Origin of the sequence: Oceanicella actignis, from assembly GCF_900111545.1 — a bacterium.
GTDB lineage: Bacteria > Pseudomonadota > Alphaproteobacteria > Rhodobacterales > Rhodobacteraceae > Oceanicella > Oceanicella actignis.
Genome location: NZ_FOHL01000003.1, coordinates 361531 through 387858, shown reverse-complemented (window position 1 = coordinate 387858; position 26328 = coordinate 361531). Strand labels below are relative to the sequence as shown.

Here is a 26328-nt window from a genome sequence, read left to right as displayed (position 1 = left end):
GCGGCGCCGCGGGCGGGCGAACGGGGCCGGCCGGGGGCTTCGCGCTTCGGTGGCGGGCCGGGCGGGGGCGGACGCGGCCCCGCGACGGGCGGGACGCGGGGACGGGCCGGACGCGCTCAGCCCTCGCCCTCGAGCGCGTCGGTCACGTCGCGCTGCGGGCGCCTTCGCGTCAGCGCCAGCAGCATGCCCATGACGATGCCCGCCGCCAGCATGGACGAGCCGCCATACGAGATGAAGGGCAGCGTCATGCCCTTGGCCGGAAGAAGCCGCACCGCAACCCCCATGTTCACGAAGGCCTGAAGCCCGATCAGCGCCGCCAGCCCGCAGCCGGCGAGGCGCACGAAGTGGTCGCGCTCATGCGCCAGCCGCGCCAGCGCGCGCAGCGTCAGCAAAAGGAACAGCGCAATGACGAACAGACACAGCACGAGGCCGTATTCCTCGGCCGCCACGGCGATGATGAAGTCGGTATGCGCGTCGGGCAGGATGGTCTTGACCGAGCCTTCGCCCACCCCGACGCCGAAATACCCGCCCTGTCGGATCGCGTCCGCCGCATAGCCAAGCTGCGTGCGCGGATCGACCTCGGCGGCCAGAAAGCCGTCGATGCGCCGCGCCAGGTGCTCGGAGCGCGTGTAGGCGAAGACCCCCGCCGCCCCCGTCAGCGCCGTCAGCCCCGCCAGCAGCGGCAGCGAGGCGCCGGCGACGAAATACATCACCCCCCAGGCGGTCAGCGTCAGCATCGCCTGGCCGAAATCGGGCTGCATAGCCAACAGCCCCGCCGCCGTCGCCACGACGAGCAGGCTCAGCGTCTTGCCCGGCGGACCGTTGCGCTCGAACCCCGCGGCCATGAGCCAGGCGCAGAACACGACGAGAAAGGGCTTGAGAAACTCGGAGGGCTGAAGCGAGGCGAAGCCCAGCGAATACCAGCGCACCGCGCCCTTGCCGAAATCGGTGCCCAGAAAGGGCAACAGGCACAGCGCCGCGAACGCCCCCGCAAAGCCGATCACGCCGATGCGCCGCACCATCGCCGGCGACTGCAGCGACAGCCAGAACATCAGCCCCAGCCCCACCGCGGCGAAGGCCGCCTGGCGGGTGACGTAGTGAAAGGGCGCCAGCCCGTTGCGCTCGGCCAGCGGCACCGAGGCCGCCAGCCCCAGCACCAGGCCGATCACCGCCAGCGCCAGCACGGCGCCCACGCTCCAGCGATCGACCGTGCGCCACCAGCGCGCCAGCACCGATTCCACGTCGTCGCGGGCGGGCGCGGCGCCGAACGTCATGTCGGTCATCGGGCATCCTCCTCATCGGCCGCGGCGAGGCGGCCATCATGACGCGCGATCCACGCGCGCGCCAGCGCGCGGAAGGCGTCGCCGCGGGCCTCGAAGTCGCGGAACTGGTCGAAGCTGGCGCAGGCCGGCGCCAGCAGCACCGCCTCGCCGGGACGGGCCTCCTGCGCGGCAAGGGCGAAGGCGGTCTCGAGATCGCCGCAGATCTCGTGCGGAACCTCGCCCAGCTGGGCGGCGAATTCCGGCGCCGCCTGGCCGATCAGATACGCCTTGGCCACGCGCCCGAACAGCGGCGCCAGCGGCGCTATGCCGCCCGCCTTGGGCACGCCGCCGGCGATCCAGCGCACGCGCTCGAAGGCGGACAGCGCCTTTTCGGCCGCGTCGGCGTTGGTGGCCTTGGAGTCGTTGACGAACGGCACCCCGCCCGCCTCGCCCACCGTTTCGAGCCGATGGGGAAGGCCGGGAAAGTCCATGAGCCCCGCCTCGATGGCGCGCGGCGACAGGCCCAGCGCCCGGCAGGCGGCATAGGCGCAGGCCGCGTTCTGCCAGTTGTGCGCGCCGCGCAGCGCCCGCGCCGGGCGCAGGTCGACGGCGGCCACCTGGCGCCCGCCGCGGCGCTCGGCGACGAAGCCCTTGCGGAAGGTCACGCTCCAGCCGGCATCCTCGACGCGCCGCGCCGACACGGCGATGACCGGGGCGCCGTCGCCCTCGTTCTCGCGCATGCGGTTGGCCAGGAAACGGCCCTCGGGCTGGTCCACGCCGATGACCGCGCGCTCGGGGCCGCCCAGCTCGAACAGGCGCGCCTTGGCGGCGAAATATCCGCCCAAGCCGGCGTGCCGGTCGAGATGATCGGGCGAAAGGTTCAGGAACACCGCCACGTCCGGCGCCAGCGCCCGCGCCAGCTCGATCTGATAGCTCGACAGCTCGAGCACGACCGTCTCGCCGTCCTCGAGCGGGTCGAGGTCCAGCACCCCGCGCCCGATGTTGCCGCCCATCTGCGCCTTGCGCCCGGCGCGGCGCAGGATGTGGGCGATGAGCGCGGTGGTGGTCGATTTCCCGTTCGAGCCGGTCACGCACACGATGCGCGGCGGGCTGTCGAAGGCGGCCCAGTCCTCGGTCGCGGCCGAGCGGAAGAACAGCCCCACATCGTTGTCCACCGCCACGCCGCGGGCGAAGGCGATCTCGACCGCCCGGTGCGGCGCGGGGTGAAGATGCGGGATCCCCGGCGAGACGATCAGCGCCGCCAGGCCCTCCCACGCCGCGCCCTCGCGCGTCAGATCGCCCAGCTCGAACCCCTCGGCCGCGGCGGCGGCGCGGGCGGGTTCGGCGTCGTCCCAGCACACCGGCTGCGCGCCGCCCGCCGCCAGCGCGCGCGCCGCCGCCAGGCCCGAGCGCCCCAGCCCCAGCACGCCGACCCGGCGGCCCTGATATCCGCGCGCCGGGATCATCGGACCTTCAGCGTGGCGAGGCCGATCAGCGCCAGGATCACCGAAATGATCCAGAAGCGGATGACGATGGTCGGCTCCTGCCAGCCCTTCTTCTCGAAATGGTGGTGGATGGGCGCCATCAGGAACACCCTCTTTCCCGTGAGCTTGAAGTAGAGCACCTGGATGATGACGCTCAGCGCCTCGACCACGAACAGCCCGCCGATGATCGCCAGCACGATCTCGTGCTTGGTGGCCACCGCGATGGCGCCCAGCGCGCCGCCCAGCGCCAGCGAGCCCGTGTCGCCCATGAACACCATCGCCGGCGGCGCGTTGTACCAAAGAAAGCCCAGCCCCGCCCCGATCAGCGCGGCGCAGAAGACGGCGATCTCGCCGGTGCCGGGAACGTAGTGCAGGCCCAGATACTCGGTGAAGTCCACGCGCCCGACGACATAGGCGATGACCCCGAAGCTGCCCCCGGCGATCATCGCCGGCATGATCGCCAGCCCGTCGAGCCCGTCGGTCAGGTTCACCGCGTTGGCCGAGCCGACGATGACGATCATGGCGAAGGGCACGAACAGCCAGCCCAGATCGATCAGCGCGCCCTTGAGCACCGGCAGCGCCAGGCGCCCGGACAGGGCCTCGGGCTGCAGCCACATGGCCCAGACCGCCGCCGCCGCCGCGATGGCGAAGCCCGCCGCCAGGCGCACGCGCCCGGGCACGCCGCGCGTGTTGAAGCGCGAGACCTTCAGGAAATCGTCCGCGAAGCCGATGGCGCCGAAGCCCAGCGTCACGAACAGCACCATCCACACATGCCCCACGTCGAGCCGCGCCCACAGCAGCGTGGCGAAGACCAGCGAGCCCAGGATCATCACCCCGCCCATGGTGGGCGTGCCGGCCTTCTCGATCAGGTGGCGCTCGGGGCCGTCGTCGCGGATGGGCTGGCCCTTCTTCTGCAGGCGCCGCAGGGCGTCGATGATCGGCCGGCCGAAGGCGAAGCTGAACAGAAGCGCCGTCAGGAACGCGCCCCCCGCGCGGAACGAGATGTAGCGGAACAGGTTGAACAGGTCGCCGCCGTCGGACAGGGGCGTGAGCAGGTGGTAGAGCATTCAGAGCGCCTCTTGATCCGCGCGGGCCGGCTCGGGCCGCCCCAGCTTCATCACAGCCTCGACGACTCGCGCCATGCGCGCGCCGAGCGAGCCCTTGACCATGACCACGTCGCCCGCGTCAAGCAGCCGGCGCATCATGGCGGCCATGGCGGCGCTGTCCTCGGTCCATTCGCCGCGGCGCGCGCGCGGCAGCGCCTCGTGCAGCGCCTTCATGCGCGGACCCACGCAATGCACGCGGTCGATCGCCTGCATGGCCGGGTCGTCGGCGATGGCGGCGTGCAGGGCGCGCTCCTCCTCGCCCAGCTCGAGCATGTCGCCCAGCACGGCGATGCGCCGCCCGCGCGGGACGCGGCCGATCCCGTCCTCGGGGCGCGCGGCGGCCAGAACCGCCAGCGACGCCGACATCGAGGCGGGGTTGGCGTTGTAGCTCTCGTCGATCAGGTGAATGGCGCCGTCCAGCCCGGTCTCGTCCAGCGCCACGCGCCAGCGCATGCCGCGCCCCTCGGGCGGGGTCCAGGCGGCCAGCTCCAGCGCCGCGCGCCCCGGATCGGCGCCCAGCGCCTGCGCGGCCAGCAGCGCGGCCAGCGCGTTCATGGCCATGTGCCGCCCCGGCGCGCCGACGCGAAACAGCGCCGGCCGGCCCATGAGGCGCGCCTGCACCGCGCATCCGCCGGGCCCGTCCTCGGCCCCGATCAGGCGCGCATGGCAGCGCTGCGCCGCGCCGAAGCGCAGGATCCGCGCCCCGCGCCGGCGCGCGCGCCGCGCCAGCAGCGCGAAATGCGGGTTGTCGCGGTTGAGTATCGCGGCCCCGCCGGGCTCGAGCCCCTCGAAGATCTCGGCCTTGGCGCGGGCGATGCCGGCTTCGGAGTCGAACGCGGCCAGATGCGCCTTGGCCACCGTGGTCACGATCGCCGCATGCGGGCGCGCCAGGCGCGAGAGGGGGCCGATCTCGCCCGGATGGTTCATGCCGATCTCGATCACGGCGAAGCGGGTCTCGCGCGGCATGCGCGCCAGCGTCAGCGGCACGCCCCAATGGTTGTTGAAGCTTTTCTCGGCGGCGTGGGTCGGCCCCTGCGGCGCAAGCATGGCGCGCAGCATCTCCTTGACGCTGGTCTTGCCGGCCGAGCCGGTCACCGCCGCCACGCGCGCCTGCGACCGCGCGCGCGCCGCCGCGCCCAGCGCCGTCAGCGCGCGCATCGTGTCCTCGACCAGCACCAGCGGCGCGTCGGCCGCCACCCCGGGCGGCATGCGCGAGACCAGCGCCCCCGCCGCCCCCGCCGCCAGCGCCGCGGCGACGAAGTCGTGCCCGTCGCGCCGGTCGCTGAGCGCCACGAACAGATCCCCCGGCGCCGCCGCGCGGCTGTCGATGCACACGCCCCGCGCCGCGAAGGGCGCGAGCGCGCGCCCGCCCGTCGCGGCGGCGACCTCTTGCGATGTCCAAAGCGGCGCGGTCATGCGCCCTCCTCCGTCCCGATTTCCGGCCCCGCGTCGCCGTCCAGCGCCGCCACGGCCGCGCGCGCCTGCGCAGCGTCGTCGAAGGGCAGCGTGCGGCCGGCGACGATCTGCCCCGTCTCGTGCCCCTTTCCGGCGATCAGAAGGCAATCCTCGGGCCCCAGCATGTCCGCCCCGGCCAGGATCGCCTCGGCGCGGTCGCCGATCTCGAGCGGCGCGGGATCGGCGCCGGCCATGCCGATCAGGATCTGCGCGCGGATCGCCGCGGGGTCCTCCGAGCGCGGGTTGTCGTCGGTCACGATCGCCGCGTCCGCCGCCAGCGCCGCGCGCCCCATCAAGGGCCGCTTGCCCGCGTCGCGGTCGCCCCCGGCGCCGAACACCGCCACCACGCGCCCGCGCACATGCGGCCGAAGCGCCGCGATGGCCGCGCTCAGCCCGTCGGGGGTGTGGGCGTAGTCCACATAGATCGGCGCGCCGTTGGCGCGTCGGGCGACCAGCTCCATGCGCCCGCGCACGCCGCGCAGCCCCTCGAGGGCGGCGAAGACCGCGGGCGGGTCCTCTCCGCAGCCGATGGCCAGCCCCGCGGCCATGAGCGCGTTCATCCCCTGGAAGGCGCCGACCAGCTCCAGCCGCGCCTCGTGCGCGGGGGCCGCGTCGCCCGCCCAGTGAAAGCGCAGGACCTGCCCCGTCGGCGTGAAGCGCACGTCCAGAAGGCGCAGCAGCGCCTCTTCCGAGCGCCCCACCCCCAGCACGCGCTGGCGGCGGCCCTCGGCCACCAGGCGCGCGGCCGCATAGGCCGGATCGTCGGTGTTGAGCACCGCCGTTCCGCCGGGCGCCAGCACGCGGTCGAAGAGCTTGAGCTTGGCGGCCACGTAGTCGTCATGGTCGCGGTGGTAGTCCATGTGATCGCGCGTGATGTTGGTCAGCGCCGCCGCGTGCAGGCGCACCGCGTCGAGCCGGCGCTGGACCAGCCCATGGGACGAGGCCTCCATGACCGCGTGATCGACGCCCCGCGCCGCCAGCGCGGCCAGCGTCCGGTGCAGCGTCAGCGGGTCGGGCGTCGTGTGCCCCAGGGGCGCCTCGACCGCGCCCTCGACGCCGGTCGTGCCGATGTTGACCGCCCGCCGCCCCAGCGCCGTCCAGATCTGGCGCAGGAAGCTGGCGGTCGAGGTCTTGCCGTTGGTGCCGGTGACGGCGGCCATCACGCGCGGCTGCTCGCCGAACCAGACGGCCGCCGCCCGCGCCAGCGCAAGGCGCGGGTCGGGGCGGACGACCAGCGGCAGGCCGCCGGGCGGCTCGGCGCGGCCTTCGGCGGCCCACAGGGCGCGGATGCGCTCGGCGCCCTCGGCCGAGCACACCACCGCCAGCGCCCCCTGGCGCAGGGCGAAGGGCGCGAAATCGGCCCCGCGCGCGCGCACGCCGTCAAGCGCGAAGAACACCCAGCCCGGCGCGACCTTGCGGCTGTCCTCGGTCAGCCCGCGCGCCAGGGCGTCCGCCGGCGCGGCGGGCGGCGCGGCAAGGCCCAGCTCGTCCAGCCGGCGCGGGGACGGGGCGGCGAGCGAAAGGGCGTCGTCATGCGCGGCGGCGGTCATCGAAGCTCCTGTTCCAGGTGAGATCGCGGGCGCCCGGGCGGGGGCGGCGCGAGCGGGCCGGGGCGCTCATCGCAGCGCCGCGCGCGCCGGCGCGCCCCCCGCATCGGCCGTCGCGCGCGGGGCGGGCAGCGGCCGCATGCCCAGGATTGGCGCGATGCGGCGCACGGCTTCGGCCACGATCGGCGCCGCCGTCCAGCCCGCGGTGCGGCGCGGGCGGCGGCCCGAGGACTCGACCGCCTCGTCCGTGGTCGCCACGATGACATAGCGCGGATCATGGGCGGGGAAAAACCCGGCGAAAGTGGCTATGACCTTGTCGTGATCATAGCCGCGCCCGTCGGTGCGCGGCTTTTCGGCGGTGCCCGTCTTGCCGGCGATCTCGTAGCCGGGCACGTCGGCGTTGCGGCCCGTGCCCTCGGTGACGACGGCGCGCAGCATCTCGCGCAGCCTACGCGAGGTCTCGGCCGAGATCACGCGCGCCTCCTCGCCCGGCGGGCGCGCGCCGGCGACGAGGGTCGGGCGCACCCGCAGCCCGCCATTGGCCAGCGTCGCATAGGCCGCCGCCAGATGCAGCGGCGTCACCGCCATGCCGTGGCCGTAGGACACCGTCATGGTCGCGATCTCGGACCAGTTCGGCGGCGTCAGCGGCCGCGCCGAGCGCGCCTCGGGCAGCTCGACCGGCAGCGGGTCGAACAGGCCCAGACGGGCCAGGAAATCCTGCAGCCGCCGCGCCCCGGCCAGGATCGCCAGCCGCGCCGTGCCCACGTTCGAGCTTTCCACCAGCACCTCGCGCAGCGTCATCTGGTCGGGCATGCGGTGGAAGTCCGAGATGCGGAACCGCCCCCAATAGAGCGGGCCGCGCGTGTCCACCAGCGTGTCGGGACCGGCAAGCCCCGCCTCCATGACCATGGCGGCGGTCAGGGGCTTGAAGGTCGAGCCCAGCTCATACACCCCCTGCGCGGCGCGGTTGAAGGTGGGATGATCGTCGGGGCGACCGCGCACCGGGGGCGGCGGGCGGCGGTTGGGGTCGAAATCGGGCAGCGAGACCAGGGCCAGCACCTCGCCGTTGCGCGCGTCCATCAGCACGCCCGCAGCGCCGCGCGCGTGCAGCCGCTTCATGGCCTCGTCCAGAACCTCGGCGAAGGCGGCCTGCACGCGCAGGTCGATCGACAGGCGCAGCGGCTCGGCCGCGCGGGCGGGGTCGCGCAGGCGCGCGTCGAAATGGCGCTCGACGCCGGCCACGCCCACGATCTCGGCCGCGGCGACGCCCTCCTTGCCATAGCTCGCGCCGCCCAGCACATGCGCGGCGGCGCGCCCGGCGGGATAGACGCGCGCCTCGCGCGGGCCGAACTTCAGCCCCGGCTCGCCCAGGTCATGCACCGCAAGGCGCTCGGCCGGGGTGATGGCGCGCCTGATCCACAAGAAGCGCCGCCCGTCGGTGAAGCGGCGCAGCAGCGCCTTCTCGTCCAGATCGGGAAAGATGCGCGCCAGCCCGCGCGCGGCCGCGGCGGGATCGACCATCTCGTCCGGGCGGGCGTAGAGCGACCAGACCGGCACGTTCGCCGCCAAGAGCGCCCCGTTTCGGTCGCGGATCTCGGCGCGCACGGCGCTGAAGCCCGGATCCGCGGCCATGACGCCGGGCTCGGCCGGGTCCGAGGCGGCCAGATGCGCCATCCGCCCGGCCAGCGCGGCATAGGCCAGCAGGAACACGCCGCACAGCATGAACACGCGCCACTGGGCGCGCCGGCGCAGCTCGGCCTGGCGGCGGCGCTCGCGCTCGCGCCGGCGGCGGGCGGCCTCGGCGTTGGGGTCGCGCCCCTGGCTGCGCGCGGCGATCACGTCGGCCAGCCGCGCACCGCCCAGGGCCGCGGCGTCGTCAAGGTCGGGATCGGGCGCCCACCCCGCGCCATGTTCCCCGCCCTGCCCCGCGCCATGTCCCGTGCCATGTCCCGTGCCATGTCCCGTGCCATGGCCGCCGCCGGCCCGGGCGTCGGGCGGCGCCGGGCGCTCGAACAGCGCCAGCTCGCCCCCCGCGCCGGCCGCGGCGCCGGGGGCGGCCGGCTCGGGCGCGGCGCGGCGCATCATCGGGCCCGCTCCATGCCGAAGGCCGCGCCAAGATCCAGCGCCGCCAGGGCCGCGCCGCCGCCCGCGCGCGCGGCGGGCGCCGGCGCAAAGGCGACAAGCTGCGCCGCGCCGGCGCGCGAGGGAAGCGGCGGCGCGTCGAAGTCCGGCGCGGCCTCGGCCTCGGCGCCGGCCGACAGGCTCGCCACCTCGAGCGAGGGGCGGCCGAAGTGGCGCGTGACCTCGAGCGCCGACAGGATCATGAACCCGTCGGGCGCCAGCAGCGGCGGCTCGACCGGCGGCGGCGCGGGGGGCAGCGGCGCCGGCGGCGGGAAGGCGGCCATGGCGGTCTCGGCGAAATGATCGGGCCCCATGGGCGCCAGCCCCAACGCATCGGCGTGACGGCGCGCCAGGCGCGCCAGGCGCTCGGGCGCGTTCAGATGCGCCCACTCGACGCGCAGGATCTCGAGCGCCTCGCGCTCGCGCGCGATCTCTTCGCGAAGGGCGGCCACGCGATCGGCGGCCTCGAGCGTCTGATAGTTCACCCGATAGGCCCAGACCGCCACCGCGGCGACGAAGGCCAGGGCCAGAACGTAGAGCAGGCTTCTCATCGCGAAATCCTCCTCATCAGACCGGCAAGATCGCCAAGGCGCGGCGCGCCCAGCGAGGCGGGATCGGCCGGAACGGGCGGCGCGTCGGTGCGGCGCGCGGCGCGCAGACGGGCCGAGCGCGCGCGCGGGTTGCGCGCCAGCTCTTCCTCCGAGGCCGTCGCCGCCTTGCGCGAGAGCAGGCGGAACGAGGGCGCCGGCCCCTCGAGGCGCGGCGCATGGCGCGAGCCGCCCGGGGCGCCGCCCGCGCGCTGCTGGAAAAAGCGTTTCACGATGCGGTCCTCGAGCGAGTGGAAGGTGACGACCGCCAGCGTCCCGCCGGGGGCGAGCGCGCGCTCGGCCGCGGACAGGGCGCGGATCAGCTCGCCCAGCTCGTCGTTGACCGCGATGCGCAGAGCCTGAAAGCTGCGCGTGGCCGGGTGCGGCTGGCCGGGACGCGGGCGCGGCAGGCAGCTTTCGACGATGCGCGCCAGGCGCAGCGTGGTCTCGATCGGCCCCTCGCGGCGGGCGGCGACGATGGCGCGCGCGATGCGGCGCGCGGCGCGCTCCTCGCCGTAATGATGCAGGATGTCGGCCAGGTCGGCCTCTTCGGCGCGGTTGACCAGATCGGCCGCCGAGGGCCCCTCCTGCGCCATGCGCATGTCCAGCGGGCCGTCCTTCTGGAACGAGAAGCCGCGCTCGGGCTGGTCGATCTGCATCGAGCTCACGCCGATGTCCAGCACCACCCCCGCCAGCCCCGGCGCGCCCAGCTCGGCCAGCGTCGGCGCCGCGTGACGGTCGAGATCGCCGAAGGCGCCGTGGACCAGGACCAGCCGCTCGCCATAGATCCCGGCCCATTCGCGCGCGCGGGCGACGGCCTCGGGGTCGCGGTCGATCGCCACCAGCCGCCGCGCGCCGCGCTCGAGAATGGCGCGCGCATAGCCGCCCGCGCCCAGCGTGCCGTCGAGCCACGCGCCCTCCCACGCGCCGCCGCCCTCGGGGGCCAGAGCGGCCAGAACCTCGTCCAGCATGACGGGCGCGTGCGCCGCCCGGGCGCGGGCCAGCGCGTCGTCGCCGCTCATGCGCCGCCTCCGAAGGGATCGCCCGCATCGTCCCAGGGCATGGCGTCGAGGGGGTCGGCGCCGTCGGCGTCCTCGGCCTCGCGCAGATCGGCCATCATGCGCTCGAAGCGGTCGGGCGCCCAGATCTGGAAGCTGTCGCCCAGCCCCACGAAGCGCGCCTGGTCGCGGATGCCCGCCGCCGCCTTGAGCTGGGGCGAGAGCACGATGCGCCCGGTCTCGTCGATCTGCATGGGCAGCGCGTTGGCCAGGAACTCGTATTCCAGCCGCCGCCGCTCTTTCGAGAAGGGCTTCATGCGCGCGATGTTGCGCGCCAGGCGATCCATGAACTCGTGGGTGAAGACCTCGAGGCATTCCGAGCCGCGCAGGTTGGGAATGACCACCAGCCCGCCGGGAACGGCGCTTTGCTCGAGCACGCGGCGGAACAGGGCCGGGACCGAGACCCGGCCCTTGGCGTCCACCTTGTGGACCGAACTGGATGTGAAGCGCTGCCACATGGGCCGCTCCCTCTCCTCTGGTCCGCGCGCCCGGCCCGTCGGGGCCGGAAGGAAAAGCGGGCCGCGCCTGCCTCAGAGCGCGACCCGCTGGTCCCTCGGGATGTGTCCGACTTCGCGCTTCGCGCCCCCTTGGTTTTCTTTCGGGGCGTCGGTTTTTCCGCGCGGCGGGAGGGCCTGTATGAAACCTGCTCGTTTTCTTGTCCGACCCCTTGGCCGCCGCAGGAATCTTGTAGCATGGGAAATCATGGTTCTCAACGGTCAAAAATGGGATGACATGGAAAAAAATGGCGAACAGGGGTGTTAACAAAAGTTAATCCGCGCCGCAAACCCCAAATGTTGGCGAACATTGCAAGAACAATGGCAGATGTAGGAAGTAACGCCCGCCACCGCCCGCGGACCATGGCGTCCCATGGCAACCCATGCGCCCCCATCCGCCGCCCGCTTGCGGCCATCGGCGGCGGCGCGGACGTCCGGGCGTCGATTCGATCCCGTCCAGGAATGCTCCGCCCGAATGCCGAACCCGGACGCCGAACCCGAATGCTCCGCCCGAATGCCGAACCCGAATGCTCGGCCCGAATGCTCCCCCGAGCGCGCCCCGCCCCGGCCCCGCGCCGCGCGGCCGCAGCCCTGCTGCGCCGCGGAGCGATGCGCATGAGCGGTCAGATGCGTGCGGATGGCCTGTAAGCCGGGTTCTGTCCAGGGCCTTGCGGCCCCTGGGCGGCCATTCATCTGGACGCCCGGTCGCCCGGGCGTTCTCGCGGTCCACCACGGAGGGAGGGCGAAGACGACCCATCGGCGGCCCGAAGGCCGCCTCCCTCGCAACTTGACCTTGCTCCCGGCGGGGCTTGCCGTGCCGCCCCCGTCGCCGGGGGCGCGGTGGGCTCTTACTCCACCGTTTCACCCTTCCCGCCCCGGGACGAACCCGGAACGGAGGTCTGTTCTCTGTGGCGCTTTCCCTCGGGTTTCCCCGGCCGGACGTTATCCGGCGCCGCGTCTTCGTGGAGCCCGGACTTTCCTCGCCGCGCGGTCCAGCCGCGCGCCGCGGCCGCCCGGCCATCCGCACGCCATGGATGTAGGCGCCCGCGCCCCGGTTTGACAATAGCCGGCGGCAAGAAAAGCGCCCCGTCGCGGCCGGACGGCGGCGCCGCGCGCAAGACGCGGCCGACGGCGCGCGCGCAGGGCGCCGGACCAGGGGCGGCCGCGCCCCTCGCCTGCCGGCCGCGATCGGACAAGCGGCCGCAGCCCCGCCCAAGCGCGGCGCCGGCCCCGCGCCCGCGCGGCGTGCACCGGGGCGGCGCTCGCGCCTGTGCGCGGCAGGCCGGGCGCCGGCCCCGCGCGGCAAGATCAGGCCGGCGGCGCCGGGCCCTGCGCTTGCTCGGCAACCTCCTCGAGCCGCGCGGCCAGAAGAGGCCCCGGCGGCGCCCCGAGCGCGTGCGGCGCGAAGCGCAGCTGCAAGGCGCGCATCAGCGCCGCCTCCTGCGCGGCGTCGGCGGGCGGGGCGTAGCCCAGGCGCGCGGCGGCGCGCAGGATGGCGGCGCGGTTCGCCTCGGGATCGTCGCGGCGGCCCGCGCCGTCGGCGTCGCTCCACAGCGCCAGCCCGCGCAGCGCCAGGCGCCGCCAGTCGAATTTCGGCCCCGGATCGCTCTTGCGCCCCGGCGCGACGTCCGAGTGCCCCACCACCCGCGACGGGACGATGCCCCAGCGCGCCATGATGTCGGCCAACAGCCGCTCGAGCGCCAGCATCTGCGGCGCGAAATAGGGCGGCGCCCCGGCCAGCGGCCCCGGATGGTCCAGCTCGATGCCGATCGAGCGCGAGTTCACGTCGCGCTCGCCCGCCCAGAACGAGACCCCCGCATGCCAGGCGCGGCGCTCTTCGGGCACAAGGGCGAAGATGCGTCCGTCGCGCGCGATGACGTAATGCGCCGAGACTTCGGCCGCCGGATCGCGCAGCCGCGCCAGCGCGTCCTCGAGCCGCTCCATCGCCGTGTGGTGCAGCACCGCCATGTCCGGCGCCGCCGCGCCCCGCCGCGGGCCGTGATTGGGCGAGGGCAGATGCGCGATCGCAAGGCTCATGCCTCTCCCTCGCGGGCGAGGGCCGCGAAGGCGGCGCCGCTCAGGGCCATGGGCGCGGCGCGCAGCTCGCGCTCGAAGCCCAGCCGCCGGTATAGCGCCTCGGCGCGGGGATTGTCGGCATAGACGCTCAGCCGCGCAAAGCGCGCGCCCCAGCGCGCCCGCGCCCGCGCCGCGGCGGCGGCCAGCAGGCGGCGGCCAAGGCCCGCGCCGCGCGCGCTCGGGGCCGTCCACAGATCCGAGACATGCACCCCCGCCCCGCCCGTCGCGGTCGAGAGAACCGGCCAGAACAGACACACCCCCGCCGGGCGCGCGCCCTCGGCCGCGATCAGCGCCTCGGCGAAGGCCTCGGGGCCGAACAGCGCCCGGGCCACTTCGTGCGGCGACGCGCGGAACGGATCGTCCAGATCGCGCGCCAGCGCGCGCAGGGCTTCCTCGACCAGGGACAGATCCCGGGGAGTCGCAAGACGCGGGCGCAGATCGGGGCGCAGGCGTTGGCTCATGGGCGTCCTCCTTCGCCGGGCGCGGACAAGGGCGGCGCGAGCGGCCATGCGCTCGGCGCCGGGCGCGACCATGGCGGCGGCCTTGCGCTGGGTCAAGGCGCCGCCGCCGCCGCATGGCATGCTGGCGACGAACGAGAACCCGACAGGAGAGCCCGCCATGAACGCCGAAGACTTTCCCTTCGAGGATCGCGCCGACGCCGGGCGCCGGCTTGCCGCGCGCCTGGCGGCGATGGCGCCCGAAAACCCCGTCGTCTACGCCCTGCCGCGCGGCGGCGTGCCCGTGGCGGTCGAGATCGCCCACGCGCTGGGCGCGCCGCTCGATCTGGTGATGGTGCGCAAGATCGGCGCCCCCGGCGCGCCCGAGGTGGCCGCCGCCGCCGTGGTCGAGGGCGACCCGCCCCGGACCATCGTCAACGAAGAGGTCATGCGCGCCGCGGGCGCCGATGCGGCGTGGTTCGAGCGCGCCCGCGCGCGCGAGCTGGCCGAGCTGCGCCGGCGGCGCGCGCGCTACCTGAGCGAGCGCCCGCGGATCAGCCCCGCCGGACGCACGGCGATCGTGGTCGATGACGGTCTGGCCACCGGCGCGACCATGAAGGCCGCCCTGGCCGCGCTGCGCGCGCAGGGCGCGGCGCGCGTGATCGTGGCCGTCCCGGTGGCGCCCGCCGAGCAGATCCCCCAGCTGGCGCGGCTGGCGGACGATGTGGTCTGCCTGTTGCCGGCGCGGCATTTCCGCGGCGTCGGCGGCTTTTACCGCGACTTCCACCAGCTGACCGACGAAGAGACCATCGGCCTTCTGCGCAGCGTCTGGGCCGAGGCCGCAGAGGACCCCGCCGGCCCGATCCTGCGGCGCGAGATCACGGTCCCTCCGGCCGGGCTTGCGGGCGAGCTGAGCGTGCCGGCCGATCCGCGCGGCGTCGTCATCTTCGCTCATGGCAGCGGCTCCAGCCGCTTCAGCCCCCGCAACCGCGCCGTGGCCGAGCATCTGAACCGGCTGGGCTTCGCGACGCTGCTGCTCGACCTGCTCACCCCGGCCGAGGCCGAGGACCGGCGCAACGTGTTCGACATCCCGCTCTTGGCCGAAAGGCTGCTCGAGGCCGAACTGCGCGTCGCCGCCGAGCCGGGCATGGCCGAGCTGCCGCTGGGTCTGTTCGGCGCCAGCACGGGCGCGGGGGCGGCGCTGCTGGCCGCGGCCGAGCTGGGCGAGCGCGTGTCGGCGGTGGTTTCGCGCGGGGGGCGGCCCGACCTTGCCGGCCCGCGTCTGGCCGAGGTGACCGCGCCCACCCTGCTGATCGTCGGCGGGAACGATCCGCAGACCCTCGCGCTCAACCGCCGCGCGCTGGCCGAGCTGCGCTGCGAGAAGCTCCTGCGCATCATCCCCGGCGCGGGCCATGTGTTCGAAGAGCCCGGCGCGCTCGAGCAGGTCGCGCAGCTGGCCGGGGCGTGGTTCCAGCACCACCTGGGACGCGCCGCCGACGCCGCCGCGCCTGCGCCGAGCGGGGCCGACGTCCGGCCCGCCGCGCCGCGCGATCCCGTCGCCATCCTGCGCCAGGCGGCCGAGCCGCTGCCCGAGATCGAGGACGACGCCTTCGCCGCCGCCTTCGACCGCTTCGCCGACGCGCGCGTCGTGCTGCTGGGAGAAAGCACGCACGGCACCTCGGAATTCTACCGCGCGCGCGACCGCATCACCCGCCGGCTGATCGAGCGGCACGGCTTCAACATCGTCGCCGTCGAGGCCGACTGGCCGGACGCCGCCGCCATCGACCGCCATGTGCGCGGCCTGCCCGCGCGCGGGCGCAACGTCGCGCCCTTCGCCCGCTTCCCCACCTGGATGTGGCGCAACAAGGAGGTGGACGCCTTCGTCGCCTGGCTGCGCCGACGCAACGCCGCGTTGGCGCCCGAGGCGCGCGCGCGCTTCTGCGGGCTCGACCTATACAGCATGTTCACCTCGATGGCCGAGGTCCTGGCCTATCTCGACCGCGTCGATCCCGAGGCCGCCGCCGCCGCCCGGCGCCGCTACGGCTGCCTTGCGCCCTGGGCGTCCGAGCCCGCCGCCTATGGCCGCGCGGCGCTGGCCGCAGGCCATGCCGCGTGCGAAGAGCCCGTCATGCGCGTGCTGACCGAGCTGATGCGCAAGCGGCTGGACTACGCCCGCCAGGACGGCGATCAGTTCTTCGACGCCGAGCGCAACGCGCAGCTGGTGGCCGACGCCGAACGCTACTACCGCGTGATGTATTACGGCGCGCGCGAATCGTGGAACCTGCGCGACCGCCACATGTTCGAGACGCTGCGCGCGACGCTGGCGCATGTCGGCCCCGAGGCGAAGGCGGTGGTGTGGGCGCACAACTCGCATATCGGCGACGCCCGCGCCACCGAGATGGGCGCCGCGCGCGGCGAGCTCAACATCGGCCAGCTGTGCCGCGAGGAATGGGGCCGCGAGGTCGCGCTGATCGGCCTTTGCGCCGACCGCGGCACGGTCGCGGCGGCCACGGACTGGGACGGGCCGATGGAGATCAAGGCGATGCGCCCCTCGCGCCCCGACAGCCACGAGGCCCTTGTGCGCGAGGCCGGCGGCGCGCGCTGCCTTCTGGACCTGCGCGCGGGCGTCAACGAGGCGGCGCGCGCCGTGCTGGCCGAGCCGCGGCTCGAGCGCTTCATCGGCGTCATCTACCGCCCCGAGACCGAGCGCTGGAGCCACTACAGCCACGCGCTGATGTCCGAACAGTTCGACGCCCTGCTCTGGTTCGCCGAAGGATCGGCCGTCACCCCCCTGCCCGCCCGCGTGCAGGGCGGCGAGGACGACACCTATCCCTTCGGCCTGTGAGCGCGCCGCAGATCCGGCTGTGGCGACGGCGGCGCGAATGCGCTAGCGTGCCCGAGCGCCGCGCCGCCCGCCGCGGCGCGCACGGCCCGCAGCAACGGAGCGCGCATGTTCCCCATTCAGGACTCGGTCCCGACCCGCAATCCCGCCTTCGTCGTCTGGACGCTGATCGGGGTCAACGTGCTGGTGTTCCTGCACCAGATCTCGTTGCCCCCGCACCTGCTCGAAGCGTTCCTGCGCGAATACGCCCTGATTCCGGCGCGCTTCTTCGGGCCGCTGGCCCAGGTCGCGCCGCCGCAGGGCCCGGCCGACTGGGCGCCCTTCGCGACCAACATGTTCCTGCATGGCGGCTGGATGCACCTGATCGCCAACATGTGGACGCTGTGGCTGTTCGGCCCCGCCGTCGAGGACCGCCTCGGCCCGGGGCGCTTCCTGGCCTTCTACCTGGCGTGCGGGGTGGCCGCCTCGTGGGCGCATGCGGCCATGAACCCCACATCGATGCTGCCGGCGCTGGGCGCCTCGGGCGCCATCGCCGGGGTGATCGGCTGCTATGTGCGCATGTTCCCGCTTGCGCGCATCGTCATCATGGCGCCGCTGGGCTTCATCCCCATATTCTTCGAGGTTCACGCCATCGCCTTCGCCCTCTTCTGGTTCCTGAGCCAGATCCTGCCGGGCCTGATGACCCTGGGCCAGAGCGCCGACGTCGGAGGCGTCGCCTGGTGGGCCCATATCGGCGGCTTCGTTGCCGGCTGGGTCCTGGCGCCCTGGGTGCGGCTGCCCGCTTCGGCGCGCCGGCCCTACTTCGCCGACGAGGGGCGCATGGGCTTCGCCCCCGACGGCAGCCGCCGCAGGGTCCGGGGGCCATGGGGCTGAAGGCGGCGCGATGACGGACGAAGACGGACAAAACGACAAGAAAGGAACGAGAAACGCCATGACCGACGCCAGCATCCCCCTGCAATTCGTCGCCCGAGGGCTGGACGACGCGCGCCGCGCCGAGGCCGAGGCCGCGCTGCGCGAGCTGGCCGCGCGCCGCATCGCGCCGCTGCTGGCCGCGGCCGGCTGGACGCACGAGCCCCTGCGCGCCGTCGTCACGGACGAGGGCAAGGGCGCCGCGCCCATCGAGGTGCGCCTGCACCTGCACCTGCCGCGCCGCAACGTCGCCGAGGCCCGCGCGACCGGGCGCGACCTTGGCTCGGTCGTCGAACAGGCCGTCGAGCATCTGCGCCGCCGCGCCCAGCGCGCCCTCGAGCGCCTGCGCGGGCAGGAAAGCTGGCGCCGCCGCGCCCGGCGCGAGCGTCTGCACGCGCTCAAGGCCCGCGTCGCCGCCCTGCCGCCCGAAATCGCGCGCGAGGCCGAGGCGGGGCTGGCCGGGCTCGACCTTTCGCGGCTCGAGCGCATCGCCCGCCGCGAGCTGGCCTTCATGCGCGCCATGGGCGAGCTCGAACCCGCCTATCCGACCCTGACCGACGTCATCGACGAGACGCTGGCCGAAACCCGCGCCGCATGGACCCCGGGCCTGAAGCCCGAAGAGGTCGAGCGGGCGCTGCTGCGCACCCTGTTCAAGGTGCTGGACCGCGAGGCCGAGAACGGCCGCGTCTTCGTCGACGCGCTGTCGCTTCAGGCGCGCCCGGCCCGCGACGCCGAGGATCAGGCCGAGGACATGGTGCAGGAGGAGTTCCACGAATTCCACCAGCCGGACGAGGATCTGTCCCTGGCCGACATCCTGCCCGATCCGTCGGCCATGTCCGCCGAGGATGCGCAGATCGAGGCCGCCGACGCAGCGCTCGAACGCGGCGGCCTCGTCGCCGCCATCCTGCGCGATCTGCCCGCCCTCTGGCGGCGCGCGCTGGTGCTGCGCGAGATCGAAGGCTTCGACGAGCCCGACCTGGCGCATATCCTCGACATTCCGCGGCAGACCGCGGCGGCGCATGTGGTCCATGCGCGCGCCTTCGTGGTCGCGCGGCTCACCCGCGCCGGCCTCGCCGGCGGCGACGAAATCGACCTCGCGCGCCTTCTGGCCGGCGGGGCGGCGGAGGAGCGGCCATGAACCCCATCGACCTTCTTTGGATCTTCTTCATCGTCTCGGCCATGCAGCCCGTGCTGCAGCGCCGCTATCTGGACGCCATGCGCGCGCGCAAGATCGCCCAGATCGAGAAAAGCCGCGAATCGCGCGTCATCCTCATGGTGCACAGGCAGGAAACGATGAGCCTTCTGGGCTTTCCGGTGATGCGCTTCATCAACGTCGAGGATTCGGAAGAGGTGCTGCGCGCCATCCAGATGACCGATGACGACATGCCCATCGACCTGGTGCTGCACACGCCGGGCGGGCTGGTGCTGGCGGCGCTGCAGATCGCCCGCGCGCTGCGCGACCACAAGGGCAAGGTGACGGTGTTCGTGCCCCACTACGCCATGTCCGGCGGCACGCTGATCGCGCTGGCGGCGGACGAGATCGTGATGAGCCGCCACGCGGTGCTCGGCCCGGTCGATCCGCAGCTGGGCCAGCTGCCGGCGGCCTCGATCATCAAGGCGGTCGAGGACAAGCCCATCGCCGAGGTCGACGACCAGACGCTGATCATGGCCGATGTCGGCCGCAAGGCGATCTCGCAGGTCGAGGCGGCGGCGACGGACCTGCTGTCCAAGCACCTCGAGCCGGACGCCGCCAAGGCGCTGGCCGCGCGCCTCGCCACCGGCGCATGGACGCATGATTATCCGATCTCGGCGGACGAGGCGCGCGAGATGGGGCTGCCGGTCAACACCGAGATCCCCGACGAGGTGCTCGAGCTGATGACCCTCTACCCCCAGCCGGTGCGCCAGACCGGCGGGGTCGAATACATCCCGACCCCGCGCGAGCGCGGCCTGCCGCGCCGCTGATCGTCAGGCCAGGCCGATCGCCGCCCCCGCCCCGCGCGGGGGCGGCCGCGTTTCGGCCCGCCGCGCGGCGGCGCGTCGCGAAACCGCATCGCGCGGTCCGGCCGGTCCACGCGCCGCGCGTCGTCGCCCCGCCACGCGCGCCATCTTCTTCGCGCGGTTTCGCCGGTCGGCCGCGGCAGAGGCCGGCGCCGCCCGGCCGAACGAGCCGCGCGCCGGCGCCGCGCGCGGCCTCGCGCGTCATGATGTCATGATATCGTCGCGCCGCCGCGCGCCCCTTCTTCCCCGCGCGGCCCGGCGCGCGGGCCGCCCCATGGGCCGGCGCGTCGGCGCATCTCGGGCGCCCCGCGCGTCATCGCGGCACATGCGCCCCGCGCGTCAGCGCATCACATGCACCGAGCAGCGCGCGTGACGGACCACATGCGCGGCGGTCGAGCCCAGGAAATAGTCCTCGAGCCCCGGCTTGTGCGAGGCCAGAACGATGCAGTCCGCGCCGTGATCCTCGGCATAGCGCACGATCGTGCGCGCCGCGTGACCCGAGACCACCTCATGGGCCGCGCCCACGCCCTCGGCCAGCGCGGCGACGTGGCGGCGCGCCTCTTCGCGGTTGTGGCGCAGGGTCTCTTCGGGAATGTAGGCCGCGACGTAGGAGGGCGTTTCCTCGATCACATGGATGACCGTCAGCCGCGCGCCCTCGGCCGCCAGCGCCCGCGCCACCTCGAGCGAGGCGCGCGCGGCGTCGTCATGGTCCAGCGCGACCGGGATCAGGATGTTCTTGTACATGGCGTCGTCGCTCCGTCGATGATGCGGGTCATGATGCGCGCCAAGCTTCGCCCCATCCGCCGCGCGGCGCAATGATCCAAAGCAAACGGCGCGGCCCGCATCCTGCGCGCCGCGCCGTCGCTTGCGCGGGTCCTCGCCCGAAGGCGCGGCCAGGCCGGACCCGGCCCCGACGTCAGGCCGCGACGCGCCTGCGCCGCGCAACCCCAAGCGCCGCCAGCGCGCCGAGCAGCAGCGCCCCGCCGACCGGAAGCGGAACCGCCGCGGCGCCGGTCTTCAGCGCGAAGGTCGACGCGCCGCCGTCGAGGAACTGGAAAAACTCGCCGTCGCCCACGTCGTAGGTGATGGTGACGCTGTTCGCCGTGAACTCGACCAGCGGCGCGATCACCACGAAGCCCGGGTCGGGATCGAGCAGGCCGGAAGACGCGACATCGACCCCCAGAATGGTCTCGCCGGCGTCGAAAACGATGTCCGAGATGGTGAACACCGCAAGCTGGTCGTCCGCGAAGCCCGCCTCGGACTGGTCGCCGGTCAAGGTGATGAGGCCGCTTGAGTCCAGATCCACCGTGGCGAATCCCCCGTAGCGTTCGGGATTGGCGATTTCGTTCGTAGCGTCCAGATCGGGCGCGCCCGCGACCGGCTCGGCCAGAGCTTCGAAGACCCGCGCGTCCGGACCGATGGCTTCGGGAAGGCTCAGCTCGGCGCGAAAGTTGGCCGAGATCGGCGCCGCGTGGGCCTCGGCCGAGAGCGCGGCGGCCGCGATGCCCGCGGCGATGAGAATGCGAAGCATGTCAAGGGTTCCATCATCTTAAAGACTTCACAAGGAACGCGAACGAATTCCGAAAACGCCCGCCGGCAAGCCGCGCGCGTTGCGCATGACGCGGGCCGAACCATCGCGCGGTCCGGCCTTGGCCGCGGACCCTGTCACGCGCCCCGCCCCGCGCCAACGCGCGCGTTCCGCGCTCAGCGGCCGCGCGGCGCGATCAGGATGGCGCGGAAGTCGTTCACGTTCACGCCCGTCGGCCCGGTCACGAACAGGTCGTCCAGCCGCGCGAAGGCCGACCATGCGTCGTTGTCGTCGAGCAGCGCGGCGGGGTCCGCGCCGGCGCCGGCCAGGCGCGACCAGCTGGCGCCGTCGCAGAATGCGCCCGCATTGTCGCCCGCGCCGTCGATGCCGTCGGTGTCGGCGGCAAGGGCGCACACCCCCTCGAGCCCGTCCAGCTCTCGCGCCAGCGCCAGCGCGAACTCGCCGTTGCGCCCGCCGCGGCCCTTGCCGCGCACGCGCACGCTGGTCTCGCCGCCCGAAAGCAGCGCCACCGGCGGCGCGAAGGGGCGCGCGCGCAACGCGCATTCGCGCGCCACGGCGCCCAGCACGCGCGCCGCCTCGCGCGCCTCGCCCTCGATCGAGTCGGACAGGATCGCCGCGCGCACCCCCCGCTTCTCGGCCAGCGCCGCCGCGGCCTCGAGCGAAAGCCCCGCCGAGGCGACCACATGCGCCTCGTCCCGGGCGAAGGCCGGATCGCCCGCCTGCGGCGGTTCGCAGTCGCCCCGCTCGAGCCAGGCGCGCGCCGCCTCGGGCAGGTCCAGCCGCCAGCGCCGCGCAACGGCCAGCGCCTCGGCGCGCCCGGTGCGCTGGGGAATGGTCGGCCCCGAGGCGATCAGCGCCGGATCGTCGCCCGGAATGTCCGACGCGGCCAGCGTGACCACCCGCGCCGGATGCGCCGCCGCCGCCAGCCGCCCGCCCTTGATGCGGCTCATGCACACGCGCAGCGCGTTCATCTGCCCGATCGGCGCGCCCGAGTTCAGCAGCGCGCGGTTGACCGCGATCTCGTCCTCGAGCGTCAGCCCCGGCGGCGGCGCGGGCAGCAGGGCGGACCCTCCGCCGCAGATCAGCGCGATCAGCAGATCGTCCGGCCCCAGGCCCCGCGCCAACGCGAACATGCGCTCGGACGCGGCCAGACCGGCCTCGTCGGGCGCCGGATGCGCCGCCTCGAGCACCTCGATGCGACGCGTGGCGCAGCCATGTCCATAGCGCGTGACCACCGCGCCCTCGAGCGGCGGCCCCTGCCAGAGGCGTTCGAGCGCGGCGGCCATCTGCGCCGCGCCCTTGCCCGCGCCGACCACCACGGCGCGCCCGCGCGGCGGGGCGGGCAGATGCGCCGCCAGCGCGCGCTCGGGGTCGGCGGCGGCGACGGCGGCGTGGAACAGCTCGGCCAGAAAGGCGCGCGGATCGTCGAAGGGGGCGGTCATGCCGACAAGCTCCGGGTCTGGATCGAAACCTTTGGGGAAACGTCGGGGAAAACGTCTGGCTCTGCGGGGCCGGCCGGCCGCAGCCCTCAGCGCCCGCGCGCGGCGGCGAGGGCGGCGATGGCCTCGGCCACATGCTCGTCCGCTATGGCCGGGGCGCCGCGCGCCACGCGCAGGCGGTGGGCCTCGGCCAGCACGCGGGCGTGGTCGAAGCCCTCGGGCGGCGTGAAGCGCCAGCAGGAGAGTTCGATCAGAAGGCCGAGCGGCTCGCGGAAGTAGATCGAGTCCATGAAGCCCCGATCCTTCGGCCCCGAATGGGCCAGGCCCCGCGCCTTGAGCCCCTGCGCCGCCTGGGCGAAGACGGCGCGGCTGACCGTCAGCGCCAGGTGGTGCACGCAGCCCGGCCCCTGCGGCGCCGGGCGGCCCGAGGGCTTGCGCCCCTCATGCGTGAAGATGGTGATGAGGCGCCCGTCTCCGGGGTCGAAGTAAAGGTGGTTCTCTTCGGGCGCGTCCAGGTTGGGCTGTTCGAAGACGAAGGGCATGCCCAGCACGCCTTGCCAGAAGTCGATGGCGCTGCGCCGGTCGGCGCCGGTCAGGGTGATGTGATGAACGCCTTGCACCTGGATCGGCTGCATGTCGGTTTTCCTCCGCTTGTCCGGCGCTGGCGTCGCCGTTTCCCGAAAGCATAGCCTGCCGCGCGGCCTGGCGAAAGCGACCCGCGCCCGAGCGCCAGGCCGAAGGGCGCCGGGCGCGGGGGCAAGGCCGCGGCGGACCGGCGCGTCGACGCGCGGCGGGGCCGTCGGGCGAGAGGCCAAGGCGCGGGGCGGGGGGGCGGGGGGCCAGGGCGCAAGGCCGCCGGGCGAACGGCCGGGGCGCGGGGCCGCCGGGGGTCCGCCGAGGGGACGCGACGGGACGCCTGGCCTTGGCGCGAAGCCGGCGCATGCAGGTCGCTGCGACCGCGCCCCGCGCAGCGGGGCCTGTCGGGCCGGCGCCATCGGCGTGCCGTCGCGCCGTGGGGGCGGACCGCAGGGGCGGAGCCCCGCCCCGCAAGGCGCAGGCGGAGGATCGGCACGGGCGATGCCTGCGCACGGACGCGGCCCCTGCCCCGCCCAGCGCCGGCGCCGGACCCTGGGCGCGCGGGGCGCGGCGGCCGCGAACGGGCCGCCCGGCGCATCGCCGCTTCGCGCTTGCGCCCGGATGCCTTGCGCCCGAATGCTTGCGCGATTGCACATCGCCGATACGCCGGGCCGCGTCAGGATCAGCCGGGATCGGCGCGCAGGCCCGCCGCGGCGGCGCCGGCCAGGGCGGCGGCCTCGTCATTGTCCGAGGTCTCGCCGCTGACGCCGACGGCGCCGATCACCTCGCCATCGGCCGCGCGCAGCAGCACGCCGCCCGGCACCGGCACCAGCGCGCCGCCCAGCGCGCCGTTGGCGGCGGCCACGAAATAGGCCTGCGCCTCGGCCCGGGCCATGAGCGCGCGCGAGCCCGTTCCGAGCATGATCGCGCCATGCGCCTTGCCATGGGCGATGGCCCAGCGCCCCGGCGAGGCGCCGTCCTCGCGCGCGAAGGCCAGGGGATGACCGCCCGCATCCAGCACCAGCACGGCGATGGGCTTGAAGCCGGCCGCGCGCGCATGCGCCAGCGCGCCGTCGACGACGCGCCGCGCGGCCTCCAGCGTCAGGGCGCTCATGCCGCCTCTCCGCGGTCCATGGCCTTGCGCCGCAGGCGCCAGGCGTGCAGCGTGGGCTCGGTGTAGCCCGAGGGCGCCTCGACGCCGCGCAGCACCAGCTCGCGGGCCGCGCGGAAGGCCGGGCCGTCGAAATCGGGCGCCATGGGCCGATAGGCCGGATCGCCGGCGTTCTGGCGGTCCACCACCTGGGCCATGCGCTTCATCGTCTCCATGATGCGGGCCTCGTCCACCACGCCGTGATGCAGCCAGTTGGCCATATGCTGGGACGAGATGCGGCAGGTGGCGCGGTCTTCCATCAGGCCGACGTCGTTGATGTCGGGCACCTTCGAGCAGCCGATGCCCTGATCGACCCAGCGCACCACATAGCCCAGGATGCCCTGCGCGTTGTTGTCGAGCTCGGCCTGGATCTCGTCCTCCGACCAGTCGGGCGCGGGGGCGAGCGGAATGGTCAGGATGTCGTCCAGCCGCGCGCGCCGCCGCCCGGCCAGCTCGGCCTGTCGGGCCAGCACGTCGACCTTGTGGTAATGCGTCGCGTGCAGCGTGGCGGCCGTCGGGCTGGGCACCCAGGCGCAGTTGGCGCCGGCCATGGGATGGGCGATCTTCTGCTCGAGCATCGCCGCCATCATGTCGGGCATGGCCCACATGCCCTTGCCGATCTGCGCCTTGCCGCGCAGGCCGCAGGCCAGCCCCACATCCACGTTCCAGTCCTCGTAGGCCAGGATCCAGGGCTGGCTCTTCATGTCGGCCTTGCGGACCATGGGCCCGGCCTCCATCGAGGTGTGGATCTCGTCGCCGGTGCGGTCGAGGAAGCCAGTGTTGATGAACACGACCCGGTCGCGGGCGGCGCGGATGCACTCCTTGAGGTTGACCGTGGTGCGGCGCTCTTCGTCCATGATGCCCATCTTGATGGTGCAGGGCGCAAGGCCCAGCGCCTCTTCGACCATGGCCAGGACCGAGGCGACATGCGCCACCTCGTCGGGGCCGTGCATCTTGGGATTGACCGTGTAGATCGAGCCGGTCGCCGAGTTCGCGCGCCGCTTGAGGTCGTGCATGGCGCACAGCGCCGTGACCATGGCGTCGAGCTGCTGCTCCTGGATCTCGGCGCCGTCGGGGCCCAGCACGGCGGGGGTGGTCATCAGCAGGCCCACATTGCGCACCAGCATCAGCGAGCGCCCCTTCAGCCGGCCCTCGGCGCCGTCGGGGCGCGTGAAGACGCGGTCGGGCGCAAGCGCGCGGGTGAAGCGGCGGCCGTTCTTCTCGACCTCTTCGGCCAGGTCGCCCTTCATCAGCCCCAGCCAGTTGCGATAGGCGCGGGTCTTGTCCTCGGCGTCCACGGTCGCGACGCTGTCCTCGCAATCCATGATGGTCGAGACGGCCGACTCGAGCAGCACGTCGTGCACCCCCGCCGGGTCCGAGGCGCCGACCGCGCCGGCGCGGTCGATCGCGATCTCGACATGCAGGCCGTTGTTGCGCAGCAGCACCGCCTCGGGGGCGTCGGGCGCGCCGCGCCAGCCGACGAAGGCCTCGGGGCGGGCAAGGCCGGTCTCGCCCCACGGGCCGCGCGCGATCAACGCGCCGTCGCGCACGGCATAGCCCTCGACCTGCGCATGCCGGCCGCCGGCCAGCGGCGCGGCCTCGTCCAGGAACGCCTTGGCCCAGGCCACCACCCGCGCCCCGCGCGCCGCGTCGTAGCCGCCCGGCGGCGGCAGATCGCCCAGCGCGTCGGTGCCGTAAAGCGCGTCATAGAGCGAGCCCCAGCGCGCATTCGCGGCGTTGAGCGCGTAGCGCGCATTCGTCACCGGCACCACCAGCTGCGGGCCGGGCACCTGCGCGATCTCGGGATCGACATTGGCGGTCGTGATCTCGAAATCCGGCCCCTCGGGCAGCAGATAGCCGATCTCTTCGAGGAAGGCGCGATAGGCCGCCGCGTCATGGGGCGCGCCGCGCCGCTCGCGGTGCCAGGCGTCGATCTTGCGCTGCAGCTCGTCGCGCCGCTGCAAAAGGGCGCGGTTCGCGGGCCCCTTCTCGCGCACGATGCGCGCAAGGCCCGACCAGAAGGCCTCCGAGGTCACGCCCGTTCCGGGCAGGGCCTCGTTCTCGATGAAGTCGTGCAGCTCGCGGGCGACCTTCAGCCCCGCGGCCTCGATGCGCTCGGTCATGGGTTCGCGGCTCCTTCTTGCGGCGGATACTTCGCGGCGGATTCGCGCCTGTCGGCGCCTGCTGCGCGCAGCTAAGCGCGGCCCGGCCGGCGGCGCCACGCAAATGACATGCGAT

General features: G+C 74.2%; 21 protein-coding genes and 1 other RNA gene. 4 read left to right on the top strand and 18 right to left on the bottom strand.

All coding sequences use genetic code 11. The features are described from left to right. Positions 1-116: 116 nt before the first annotated feature. The 12 genes from BMW67_RS07005 to BMW67_RS06950 form a co-directional block, all read right to left on the bottom strand. Positions 117-1283, bottom strand: coding sequence for a peptidoglycan glycosyltransferase FtsW (locus BMW67_RS07005; RefSeq protein ID WP_072746243.1), 1167 nt, complete (start codon positions 1281-1283; stop codon positions 117-119). After that, entirely contained in the window at positions 1280-2728 is a 1449-nt protein-coding gene (murD, locus tag BMW67_RS07000) for a UDP-N-acetylmuramoyl-L-alanine--D-glutamate ligase (RefSeq protein WP_072746244.1), read from the bottom strand. The genes BMW67_RS07005 and murD overlap by 4 nt, the downstream gene beginning before the upstream one ends. Beyond that, positions 2725-3813 carry a phospho-N-acetylmuramoyl-pentapeptide-transferase gene (mraY, locus tag BMW67_RS06995; RefSeq protein WP_072746245.1) on the bottom strand — a complete coding sequence of 363 codons (1089 nt, stop codon included), beginning with the start codon at positions 3811-3813 and terminating at the stop codon, positions 2725-2727. The genes murD and mraY overlap by 4 nt, the downstream gene beginning before the upstream one ends. Next, a complete protein-coding gene (locus BMW67_RS06990) occupies positions 3814-5268 on the bottom strand; it encodes a UDP-N-acetylmuramoyl-tripeptide--D-alanyl-D-alanine ligase (RefSeq protein ID WP_072746246.1) in 1455 nt (484 codons plus the stop codon). Next, positions 5265-6857 (bottom strand): UDP-N-acetylmuramoyl-L-alanyl-D-glutamate--2,6-diaminopimelate ligase, encoded by a 1593-nt coding sequence (locus tag BMW67_RS06985; RefSeq protein ID WP_072746247.1) that lies wholly within the window; start codon positions 6855-6857, stop codon positions 5265-5267. The genes BMW67_RS06990 and BMW67_RS06985 overlap by 4 nt, the downstream gene beginning before the upstream one ends. Before the next feature lie 66 nt (positions 6858-6923). Further along, positions 6924-8939 carry a peptidoglycan D,D-transpeptidase FtsI family protein gene (locus BMW67_RS06980; protein WP_245728476.1) on the bottom strand — a complete coding sequence of 672 codons (2016 nt, stop codon included), beginning with the start codon at positions 8937-8939 and terminating at the stop codon, positions 6924-6926. Then, a complete protein-coding gene (gene ftsL / locus BMW67_RS06975; RefSeq protein ID WP_072746248.1) occupies positions 8936-9526 on the bottom strand; it encodes a cell division protein FtsL in 591 nt (196 codons plus the stop codon). The genes BMW67_RS06980 and ftsL overlap by 4 nt, the downstream gene beginning before the upstream one ends. Then, positions 9523-10584 (bottom strand): 16S rRNA (cytosine(1402)-N(4))-methyltransferase RsmH, encoded by a 1062-nt coding sequence (rsmH, locus tag BMW67_RS06970; RefSeq protein WP_091764176.1) that lies wholly within the window; start codon positions 10582-10584, stop codon positions 9523-9525. Before rsmH ends, ftsL begins: the two co-directional genes overlap by 4 nt. Then, positions 10581-11078 (bottom strand): division/cell wall cluster transcriptional repressor MraZ, encoded by a 498-nt coding sequence (locus BMW67_RS06965; RefSeq protein WP_072746249.1) that lies wholly within the window; start codon positions 11076-11078, stop codon positions 10581-10583. The genes rsmH and BMW67_RS06965 overlap by 4 nt, the downstream gene beginning before the upstream one ends. Positions 11079-11743: 665 nt before the next feature. Further along, positions 11744-12139: RNase P RNA component class A (rnpB, locus tag BMW67_RS06960), an RNA gene on the bottom strand. 283 nt (positions 12140-12422) lie between these two features. After that, positions 12423-13151 (bottom strand): N-acetylmuramoyl-L-alanine amidase, encoded by a 729-nt coding sequence (locus tag BMW67_RS06955; RefSeq protein ID WP_072746250.1) that lies wholly within the window; start codon positions 13149-13151, stop codon positions 12423-12425. Continuing rightward, positions 13148-13651: a GNAT family N-acetyltransferase gene (locus tag BMW67_RS06950; protein WP_072746251.1), complete on the bottom strand. Its 504-nt coding sequence runs from the start codon at positions 13649-13651 to the stop codon at positions 13148-13150. The genes BMW67_RS06955 and BMW67_RS06950 overlap by 4 nt, the downstream gene beginning before the upstream one ends. A gap of 157 nt (positions 13652-13808) precedes the next feature. On the opposite strand from BMW67_RS06950, the gene BMW67_RS06945 reads away from it, so the two are divergent. The 4 genes from BMW67_RS06945 to BMW67_RS06930 all read left to right on the top strand — a co-directional run bounded on the left by BMW67_RS06945 (position 13809) and on the right by BMW67_RS06930 (position 19340). Further along, positions 13809-16472, top strand: a complete 2664-nt coding sequence (locus BMW67_RS06945) for an erythromycin esterase family protein (protein ID WP_072746575.1) — start codon at positions 13809-13811, stop codon at positions 16470-16472. A 105-nt stretch (positions 16473-16577) separates the two neighbouring features. Further along, complete coding sequence (locus BMW67_RS06940; protein WP_072746252.1) at positions 16578-17342, top strand: rhomboid family intramembrane serine protease; 765 nt, start codon at positions 16578-16580, stop codon at positions 17340-17342. 58 nt (positions 17343-17400) lie between these two features. Continuing rightward, on the top strand, positions 17401-18516 hold the full coding sequence (locus BMW67_RS06935; RefSeq protein WP_072746253.1) for an RNA polymerase sigma factor: 1116 nt from the start codon (positions 17401-17403) through the stop codon (positions 18514-18516). Then, on the top strand, positions 18513-19340 hold the full coding sequence (locus BMW67_RS06930) for an SDH family Clp fold serine proteinase (RefSeq protein ID WP_072746254.1): 828 nt from the start codon (positions 18513-18515) through the stop codon (positions 19338-19340). The genes BMW67_RS06935 and BMW67_RS06930 overlap by 4 nt, the downstream gene beginning before the upstream one ends. Before the next feature lie 375 nt (positions 19341-19715). Here BMW67_RS06930 and BMW67_RS06925 read toward each other — a convergent pair whose 3' ends face one another. The 6 genes from BMW67_RS06925 to BMW67_RS06900 all read right to left on the bottom strand — a co-directional run bounded on the left by BMW67_RS06925 (position 19716) and on the right by BMW67_RS06900 (position 26213). Next, positions 19716-20120 carry a universal stress protein gene (locus tag BMW67_RS06925; protein ID WP_072746255.1) on the bottom strand — a complete coding sequence of 135 codons (405 nt, stop codon included), beginning with the start codon at positions 20118-20120 and terminating at the stop codon, positions 19716-19718. 172 nt (positions 20121-20292) lie between these two features. Beyond that, the gene (locus BMW67_RS06920) at positions 20293-20907 is read right to left on the bottom strand and encodes a hypothetical protein (protein WP_072746256.1); all 615 of its coding nucleotides are present in this window, start codon (positions 20905-20907) and stop codon (positions 20293-20295) included. A gap of 173 nt (positions 20908-21080) precedes the next feature. Continuing rightward, the gene (locus tag BMW67_RS06915) at positions 21081-22367 is read right to left on the bottom strand and encodes a glycerate kinase type-2 family protein (RefSeq protein WP_072746257.1); all 1287 of its coding nucleotides are present in this window, start codon (positions 22365-22367) and stop codon (positions 21081-21083) included. 86 nt (positions 22368-22453) lie between these two features. Continuing rightward, the gene (locus BMW67_RS06910) at positions 22454-22999 is read right to left on the bottom strand and encodes a VOC family protein (protein WP_072746258.1); all 546 of its coding nucleotides are present in this window, start codon (positions 22997-22999) and stop codon (positions 22454-22456) included. Positions 23000-23622: 623 nt separating this feature from the next. Continuing rightward, positions 23623-24054, bottom strand: coding sequence for a GlcG/HbpS family heme-binding protein (locus BMW67_RS06905; RefSeq protein ID WP_072746259.1), 432 nt, complete (start codon positions 24052-24054; stop codon positions 23623-23625). Further along, positions 24051-26213: a malate synthase G gene (locus BMW67_RS06900; protein WP_072746260.1), complete on the bottom strand. Its 2163-nt coding sequence runs from the start codon at positions 26211-26213 to the stop codon at positions 24051-24053. Before BMW67_RS06900 ends, BMW67_RS06905 begins: the two co-directional genes overlap by 4 nt. Positions 26214-26328 lie beyond the last annotated feature (115 nt).